This is a genomic window from Rhabdothermincola sp., from assembly GCF_036846205.1.
In the GTDB taxonomy this organism is placed as follows: Bacteria; Actinomycetota; Acidimicrobiia; order Acidimicrobiales; family Acidimicrobilacustridaceae; genus Rhabdothermincola.
The window spans coordinates 1-8,073 of the sequence record NZ_DAIUCK010000123.1 but is presented as its reverse complement, the minus strand read 5'-3'; the positions used below and the strand labels follow the sequence as shown (position 1 = coordinate 8,073).

Sequence of the window (8,073 nt, the reverse complement as noted above, 5' to 3'; positions counted from 1 at the left end):
GACCCTACAAACCCGAACGACCTGAACCGACAACGCCGAAGGGGTCCACGTCACCCGGGAAGAGGATGGCCACCTGGGAGGTGGTCATCCCGCTATCGCCACGGAGGCGCCGGGCGTCGACCGCTTGGGTCACGGCGCGGGCGTGGCCGGGGTCGGGATGGTCTCAGCGTTGTTCTTCGCCGCGGCGTAGATGATGCCCATCACGACGATGGCTGCGCCGACGAGCAGGAAGGTGATGACGGCCACTTCGGTCGTGGTCATCCCGCTGTCTCCGCGAAGCCGTCGTTCCCCATCGGGCGGGACGTAGTCGAACCGGGCGCAGAAGTAGTCGAGGTACAGGGTCAGGTCAGGCATGGGGTGCTCCTTACGGGGATGGCGGCTCGGTTCAGGGTTGGGGACCGGAGATGGAGGTGATCTGGGAGACAGCGGGATAGGCGATGAAGAGGAGGAAGCCGAGCAGGAGCACAGCGACCGGGATGGTCATGCGTTCGGTGGCGGCTTCCGCCGCTGCTTCGGTCTCGGCGACCTGGTGACCTCGCAAGGTGTCGGCCTTGGCGGCGAGCGATGCTCGAATTCGTGCACCGTGGGATCCGGCGAGTGAGACGTTGGCGGCAAGCTCAGCCAGTTCGTTGATGCCGAGGTCGTCGGCCAGCACGGCGAAGGTGTCCCACGGCGATTGACCGGTGAGGCGAGCGCGGCGCAGAGCGCCCCGGATGGTCTGGTAGCCCCATCCGTCGCCCGCGTCGGCCGCTGCGTACAGCGCTGTTTCGATCCCGGCACCTCCGGCAAGCAGCACGTTGACCAGGTCGAGGTAGGACGACAACGCGTGACGGAACGCTCGGCGGCGCTTCTCCGCTTCGTCGCGCAGCAAGAAGTCCGGCATGAGGAAGCCAAGGGCCGCGGTGCCGAGGGAGAGAACGGCGACGAGCCCGAGGGGTGGGCCGATTCCCATGGTCGTGAGGGCGAGGGCGGCGAGGTTCGGGACGAGGAGACCAGCGACCCCGCCCATGAGCTTGTCGAGCGCATGTCGTTCGGTGGTTCGGTCGACGAGCTCGAAGTCATGTCGGTTCGCACCGAGGTTGAGCCCTGCTGCCTCGAGCGTTCGGCGGGCGACACGCCCGAGGTGATCGGACGCCGCTTCGCTTGGCCCAATGGGTTCGGTGACTGCTCGGCCGGGCCGGTCGAGCCCGGCGAGGAGCGAGTCGATCGGAACCGGGCGCGGAGTCAACGCTCGGATGCACAGCAGGACGCCGGCACCGATCCCTGCGCCGAGGATCACCATCACGAGAGTCGTCATGGCTCACCACCCGGTACCACGGCACGGGCGGTGAACCGCTCGGGAAGGTCGATGGACGCCATGCGTGTGAGGAGCCAGCCGCCGAGGGCGAACACGCCACCGATGACGGCGAGCATGAGTTGGCCGCCGGGGCTGTCGTAGACGGTGAGGTAGTCGCCGTTGGCGATGGCCAGGAAGAGAACAGCCGCGATGACCACGCCCACGATCACCTTGGTGGCGGTTCGCACTCTTGTCCGGCCGACCTCGACACGGATGCGCATGCGGGCTTCGCCGCGAGTTGCCTCGGCAAGACGGGACAGCAAGCTCGAGAGGTCGCTCGCCTCCATGCGGGCTGCGATGACGAGAGCGGCGACCACGAGATCACCAGAAGGGTGGTGGAGGGCGTGGCCGAAGGCGATGAGGGCGTCGGGCAAACGTTGGTGGTCGAGTCGGTGGACCATCGCCCGCACTTCTGGTGCGATGGCGGGCGGCGCCACCGGGGCGGTTGCGACGATGGCTTCCTCCAGTCCGGATGCGGCCACGATCGAGTCGCGGATCATCTCCGTCCACGACGCGATGGCTTCGGTGCGGCCGATCGCGGCTTCGCGGGTGGCCTTGCCACCGAGGATCCCCGGTAGGACCCACGCGGCAGCGCCGGCGAGTACGGCTCCGACGATCCAGCCGGTGGCCGCCAGCACGAACAGGCCAGCGCCGATCACGGCGGCGAACCGAGCGAGCGCTCGACCCGACCGTGCGACCGCAGCGTCGAGGTCGACGGGTGAGAACAGCTGACGACCGGTGAGGCCGGCCACCATGATGAGCACGCCCACGGCCGCGCCGGCAGCCAGTGCGGCGAGGACCAAGACCGTCATCGCCACCACCCCTCAGCGGCAGCGTGGTCACGGGGCCGGAACCCATGCGCTTCGAGGGACTCGGCCAGTTCGGTCGTCGGCGGAGCAGCCGGAACACCTGCTCCCCGTGGTCCTGGGCGCCATAGCTCGTTCGACACGATCTGGCCGGCTTCGAGCGTGCCCGTGATCTCACGGATGCTGGTCACGGCACGCTCTCCGTCGACCCAACCGAGGTGGATCACGAGGTCGACGGCATTGGCCACGAGCAGGTTCGTGACGTCCGGGGCGAGCCGTTCGGCGGTCATGGCGGCGTACATCGCCAGGCGGGAGAAAACCCCCTTCGACGAGTCGGCGTGGATCGAGCACATCGAGCCGTCGTTTCCCTGGCTCATCGCCAGGAGCATGGGCAGCACCTCGGCGCCGCGAACTTCACCGACGATCACGCGTTGGGGGTCCATCCGCAGCGCGGAGCGGACGAGGTCTGCGAGCGAGAACTCCCCTACTCCCTCGGTGTTGGCGTCGCGGGCCTCGAGCGTCTCGTGGTCGGGGTGGAGGTCGTCGAAGCGCTCGACACCGATCTCCAACGAGTCCTCGATCGTGATGAGCCGCTCGTCTGCGGGGATCTCGTTGATGAGACACCGCAGGGTGGTGGTCTTTCCGGTCCCGGTCCCACCGGCCACGATCAGGTTCGCTCGGGCGCGCACCGCCGCGGAGAGGAACCCGGCCATCAGCTCGTCGCACACCCCGCGCGCCACGAGCTGGGCCAGCCGGCTGATGTCGAAGTCGTGGCGGCGAACGGTCACGGTCGGTCGACCGGACACCGCCATGAGGGCGTGGAGCCGGTCGCCGTTGGGGAGCTGCAGGTTGAGCTCGGGATGGGCGTTGTCCCAACGCCGTTCGCTGCGGCCGAGTCGGCGAGCGGCGGTGGCGATGAGTTCGATGAGGTCGTCGTCGGAGTTGGCGACGGGTGGGCCTTGGACCTTGCTGCCGTCGCGGAGGTTGAGCCAGACCCGTTCGCATCCCGAGATGTGGATGTCGCGGATGGATGGATCGTCGAGAAGGGGTTGGAGTCGGGCCAATCCGTGGAGACGATCGAGGACTGCCACGGTGATGGCATCTTCGGCGGCGTCGTCGAGCGGGGCCCGGCCCTCGGCGAACGCGGTGCTCGCCATTCGGCGCAGCTCGTCGGCAAGGAGCTTGCGAGCGAGTGCACGCTCATCGTCGAGCGGGAGCCGACCACGACCAGCGGTCTCGTGGTCGGTGTGGGCGTCGGTGAGCGCGTCACCAACGGTGCGATGAAGTCGGGCGACGAGGGCGTCATCCGGTTCGCTGCCGCCCGTTCGTTGCATCGTGGCCGTCATTTGGCCGCCCCGATCGGCTCGCCGTAGGTACCGATCGCCGAGTGGATCGTCGTGGCCACTCCGGTCGCCGCCCGAAACAGGCGAGACCTCGCCAGAGTCAGCCCCGTCCCTCCGCCAGAGAGCGCATCTGCAGCTCGCGGGTCGTGCGGGAGAACCCCGAGCACATCGACGCCCAACGGGCCGGCGACATCGACGGGCCGGTACGAGCCCTCACCAACGAGAACCACCGCAACCTGAACGCGTTGCGCCTGACCACGAAGCATCGGGAGTCGGTGCGACAGCGTCACGAGGTGCTCGGCGACCGGGCGAACGAGAAGCACGAGGAGCGCGGCACGGTCGAGCAGAGGCACTTCGTCATCAAGTCGCCCAAGGTCGGCCACGACCGTCGCATCACTCGACACCAGGGTCTGCCCGAGCGATGAGCCCGCCCTGCGCCACAGCGAACGTGCGTTGGCCGGCGAGTCCGGACCAACGAGCACCGGGACACCGCCGGCGTCCTGTGCATGCTCACGCCACCCGTCCGACTCGAGCGTTCCAGATGCGGCGAGAGTCGTAAGGCCAGGCTCGCGACCGAGGTCGTAGCGAACGGCCATCACGCTGCCTGCAAGATCCGCCTCGACCAAGACGGACGGGTCGGGCAACGCGCCGGCGATCAACGTCGCTGTGGTGGTGACCCCCGGGGCACCTCGAACGGATCCGAAGGCGACGACCTTCATGGCGTTGCCACCAACACGAGCCGCAGTCCGCCGGCTCCGGCTGTCGCTGCGACGACTTCCGCGTCTGCCTCCGATGTGAGGATCGAGACGAGCTTGCGATCGCTCGAGAGGTCCTCGACCGCGAACACGGTCGCACCTCGGGCGATCACTTGGGTGTCCGGCGCGTCGTCGGTCTCGGGTGCGGTCTCGCCCGACCGGACGACGTGGACTCGGTCACCCGGTGCGAGCCCGAGCGCCGGGTACTGGCCCGGATCAAGAGCAAGGCCGACGACACCATCGCCTGCGTCGAGCGCGGCCGCGTCGGCGACGACCGAGCGTGTGAGCAGCGTGCCCGCTGCGAGGTCGACGAGTGCAACGCGGCCGACCACTGCGTCCGACTCGCCCGACGACATCCGGGCGAGGGTGTCGTCACTCGCGACGTAGACGACTCGGAGATCGGCGGCCTCGATCACCTCGCCGCGTTCGATCGGCGAAGCAACGGCCAGCGCTGGAACCTTGCTGCTCGCGTTGAGGTGCCAGAGCACGGCGCCGAGAGCGAACATCACCGTGACGAGAAGCCCGACGGCGAGCTCGGGCAGACGCACTCGCCGCCTCGGCGGAGCGACTGCCGGCGTGTGCACCGTGCCGGCGCCGTTCGAGCTGGGCGAACCCGGTCGGCGATTGCGTGAATCAGTCCGAGTAGTCGTGGCCACGCTGCCTCCTCAGCCGCCGGTTCCGATGGCCTGGATCTCGCCGACCTCGACCGCCTGGCTGGCCGTTCGGCTGATGGGTTCGAGCGTGCCGCCGGACCCGATGTTCGAGGTCCAGGACACCTCGAGCGTCACCGTGGTTGAGAGAGCGAACGTGCCCTCGGGCTGACCAGCGGATGAGGTGGTGAAGGTGTGCGAGCAGTCGGTGGCATCCTCCGGGAGGCCCGCCCGCCACGGCACACCGGGACCGCTGCACGTGACCGATCCACCGTCGCCGAAGGTCCACGACGCGGCGACGGGTTGCGCCGAGACCGTCGCGGTGACCCGCCCCGCGGACGCCGTCGCTGAGTAGCCGTGCCACCAGCCGCCGTCGACCCACAGCCAGGTCGGGACTCGGACATAGAGGCGGTTGCCGGCCTCGGGGCTCGTGCGGATCACCGGACCGGAGATGCCGATCGACGCACGTGCCTGGAGGGCCAGAGCCTCGACGTCGACGACGCCGCCCTCGGGGATGAGGAACCGTCCGTCGACCTGGACCGCTCCGACGCCGGGGCAGACCTTCTGGAGCCAGCGGCCGGTCTCGGAGTACTGGATCGCCCCGTCCGTGTCGTAGACGTGCGAGGCGAAGTCGTCAGCGATGACGACTTGCCAGACGCATGGGTCCCCGGTGCCGGTGGATCCGTCGTCCCCGGTTTCGCCGTCGTCGCTGTCGCCGACCTCGACGGTGGGGTTGTCGTCCTGGTCGATGTAGGCGTCGTCCTCGGGCGGGCGACCTTCGGCTGTGGCCGGCGTCGCGGCCAGGAACAGTGCGAGACCGACGAGCGGTGCGATCAAGAAGTAGCGAGTGCGCATCCGGCCACCCCCTCCCATCGTTGGATGAGCGTTGCGGCGGAGACCCGCCATTGACCGTCGACTCGGAGCAGGTCTGCCTGCACGCTGTGCGTGGCGACCGTGTCGTTGAGCACTCGACCGGTCGCCGACTCGATCACCTGTCCGTCATCGATAAAGCACTCCTGGACGACCGCCGAGTCGCCGTCGACGGAAACGACGGTCACCCGCCGGAAGTTCACCGGGTCGGGCGACGGTTGCAGCGCTCGCCCAGCGTCGAGGTTCTCCTGCGTCTCGGCGATCACCGCCTCGAGCTGGCGTCCAGTCGCGTAGCGAGCGAGCGCAGGATCCTGGGGGTTCGGGATACCGGAGTTCGCAGCGAAGCGAGCATCCCAGTAGGCGACGTAGGCGTCGATGATCTCCTGGTGCGCCGGGTCTGCGGCTGGGTCCGTCGTCGGCACCGAGGTTGACGAGTCGGTGCTCGTCGTGGGCGAGGTCGTCGCCCCCGAGCTCGAGGTGCCTCGCACTGACGTTGTCGAGCGCTCCGTTGTCGTGGTGCCACCGATGGTCTCGTCGTCGCTTCCGCACGACGACCCCAGGCAGAGGACGAGGGCGGCGGCAATCGCGGCGGCGACCAGTGGGGATCTGGCACGCGGTGTGGGTTGTGGCAGTCCGGTCCAAGACACGGGCGGCCTCCTCGGGAGAGAAGATCCGTGCCCCACGACGGCCGAACACCCAGCAATGAGCCTCGTGATCGCAGCGGCGGTAGAGGGAAACCGCGGTGCGTTCAGTCGTGATGGGTGGTCCGCCTCGTAACGGTCAGGCGGGCAAGACCGGAGCCACGACCATGCGGTGCTCGAGGGAAAGGCTAGACAGCTACCAACGACCAAGTCCACTGGTTGTGCTGGAACAACGATTGCGCTCATCGCGGTCAGCCGGCGAGCGGGAGGGAACGAAGGCGGCGTTCCGCTCGCCACCGGCGCTGACAGAGCACGTGCGTCTCCACGCGCTGATCGGCGGCAACCTCGGCCAGCCGTTCACCGATGAGTCGAGTCCGCATGATCGTCGAGAGCACGGCGGGGGTCATGAGACCGTCGCGCTGCGCTGCCGCGATCTCCTCGATCAGGAGCAGTCCGAGGACCTGCTCCTCCGGGGAGTTGGCCGGGTCGTCGAGCGGCTCGTCCACCGATGACAGCGGGGTCGTCTCGTCACCATGCCGGACCTTCAGGTATCGCTTGCGGACGTCGAGCACGACGTTGGCGGCGACGGAGCCGTTGCGGGTGGTCGGGTAGGTGCGGATGCGCTCCCAGGCGAGGGCGACGATCTCGTCCTGAGCGTCGTAGTCACCTTGGCCGACGGTGCCGACGAGGCTGACGAGGCCGGGCAGCAGCATCTGGAACAGCGTGCGGGCCGCGATCTCATCGGTGGGCGACCGCCTCGCGAGAATCAGGAGAACGTCGTAGGCGATCTCCTCGTACCGGCAGGCGACGACGTGGTTCAGGTCGTGCAGGCCGACGAGCACGTCGTGATCGGTCGTCCAGCGGATAAGAGCTCGCCGGCCTTCGGGGGATGTGGCCAGCTCTCTCCATTCGGCGTCGAGTACTTGCAGGATTCGTTCCATCGGGGACCTCCTCGTGTCGTGTGGACACTCCGAGGTTCCGCGCGGCCATTCCCGGTGGAGTTCCCGTTTGGGTTCCCGGTTTCGAGAAATCGGAAGAATTCCTGTCCCGGTCGGCTCCATCCGTCCCGGTCGAGTTCCCGGTCACGTCCCGGTTGGCGTTCTCGTGGGATCCACCGCGGTGATCTGGGCCGCTCCGAGGCGTAGTCCGGTATGGAGACCAACCTCGAGCTACACGCTCGCCCTCATCCCGATGCCCAAGTCCGTCGCCTCGGTTTCGACCTGGCCCACCCCTACGTCGAGCAGTGCTGGGGAGCCGTCGTCGGGCCCAGCTCGGTCGCGATCCTCCGCCGGATGCCCGTGCTGTGGACCCAACAGGAGCCGGCGTTGCTGCCGGCCGATGCTCTGGCCCAGACGCTCGGCCTCGGTCCAGGCACCGGCCAACACGGACGGTTCAGCCGAGCGCTCGACCGCCTGGCCCAGTTCCGCCTCGCCGAGTGGATCGAGCCGGACAGATCGATCGCCGTCTACACCGAGGTGGCGCCGCTCCGCGATCACCGCCTTGCGCGGCTTCCGGAGTGGACCCGCGAGGCGCACGAACGGCTGCTGGATGCCCACCTCGACCGGATCGCCACCGTCAAGGACTACAGCGCCCAGGTCGCCGAGGTCACCGCTCGACTCGACCGCTTCGAGCGACCCACCACCCAGCCCCTCCCGCCGAGCAAGGCCTCGGA

At 68.5% G+C, this 8,073-nt stretch carries 10 protein-coding genes; 1 reads left to right on the top strand and 9 read right to left on the bottom strand.

Annotated features, from left to right (window positions below; genetic code table 11):
- Nucleotides 1–129: 129 nt before the first annotated feature.
- The 9 genes from V7004_RS14270 to V7004_RS14230 all read right to left on the bottom strand — a co-directional run bounded on the left by V7004_RS14270 (nt 130) and on the right by V7004_RS14230 (nt 7,342).
- Nucleotides 130–354: a hypothetical protein gene (locus V7004_RS14270; RefSeq protein ID WP_334144810.1), complete on the bottom strand. Its 225-nt coding sequence runs from the start codon at nt 352–354 to the stop codon at nt 130–132.
- Between the two features lie 31 nt (nt 355–385).
- Complete coding sequence (locus V7004_RS14265; protein WP_334144808.1) at nt 386–1,297, bottom strand: type II secretion system F family protein; 912 nt, start codon at nt 1,295–1,297, stop codon at nt 386–388.
- The gene (locus tag V7004_RS14260) at nt 1,294–2,148 is read right to left on the bottom strand and encodes a type II secretion system F family protein (protein ID WP_334144806.1); all 855 of its coding nucleotides are present in this window, start codon (nt 2,146–2,148) and stop codon (nt 1,294–1,296) included. Before V7004_RS14260 ends, V7004_RS14265 begins: the two co-directional genes overlap by 4 nt.
- Nucleotides 2,145–3,476, bottom strand: coding sequence for a CpaF family protein (locus tag V7004_RS14255; protein ID WP_334144805.1), 1,332 nt, complete (start codon nt 3,474–3,476; stop codon nt 2,145–2,147). Before V7004_RS14255 ends, V7004_RS14260 begins: the two co-directional genes overlap by 4 nt.
- An 8-nt stretch (nt 3,477–3,484) precedes the next feature.
- Entirely contained in the window at nt 3,485–4,204 is a 720-nt protein-coding gene (locus tag V7004_RS14250) for a hypothetical protein (RefSeq protein ID WP_334144804.1), read from the bottom strand.
- Complete coding sequence (locus V7004_RS14245) at nt 4,201–4,728, bottom strand: SAF domain-containing protein (RefSeq protein WP_334144802.1); 528 nt, start codon at nt 4,726–4,728, stop codon at nt 4,201–4,203. Before V7004_RS14245 ends, V7004_RS14250 begins: the two co-directional genes overlap by 4 nt.
- A 177-nt stretch (nt 4,729–4,905) precedes the next feature.
- Nucleotides 4,906–5,745, bottom strand: coding sequence for a hypothetical protein (locus tag V7004_RS14240; protein ID WP_334144801.1), 840 nt, complete (start codon nt 5,743–5,745; stop codon nt 4,906–4,908).
- On the bottom strand, nt 5,724–6,182 hold the full coding sequence (locus V7004_RS14235; RefSeq protein ID WP_334144799.1) for a hypothetical protein: 459 nt from the start codon (nt 6,180–6,182) through the stop codon (nt 5,724–5,726). The genes V7004_RS14240 and V7004_RS14235 overlap by 22 nt, the downstream gene beginning before the upstream one ends.
- 470 nt (nt 6,183–6,652) lie before the next feature.
- Nucleotides 6,653–7,342: a hypothetical protein gene (locus V7004_RS14230; RefSeq protein ID WP_334144797.1), complete on the bottom strand. Its 690-nt coding sequence runs from the start codon at nt 7,340–7,342 to the stop codon at nt 6,653–6,655.
- Between the two features lie 210 nt (nt 7,343–7,552).
- On the opposite strand from V7004_RS14230, the gene V7004_RS14225 reads away from it, so the two are divergent.
- Nucleotides 7,553–8,073, top strand: a 521-nt coding sequence (locus tag V7004_RS14225) for a hypothetical protein (RefSeq protein WP_334144796.1), incomplete at its 3' end; no start/stop codon positions are given.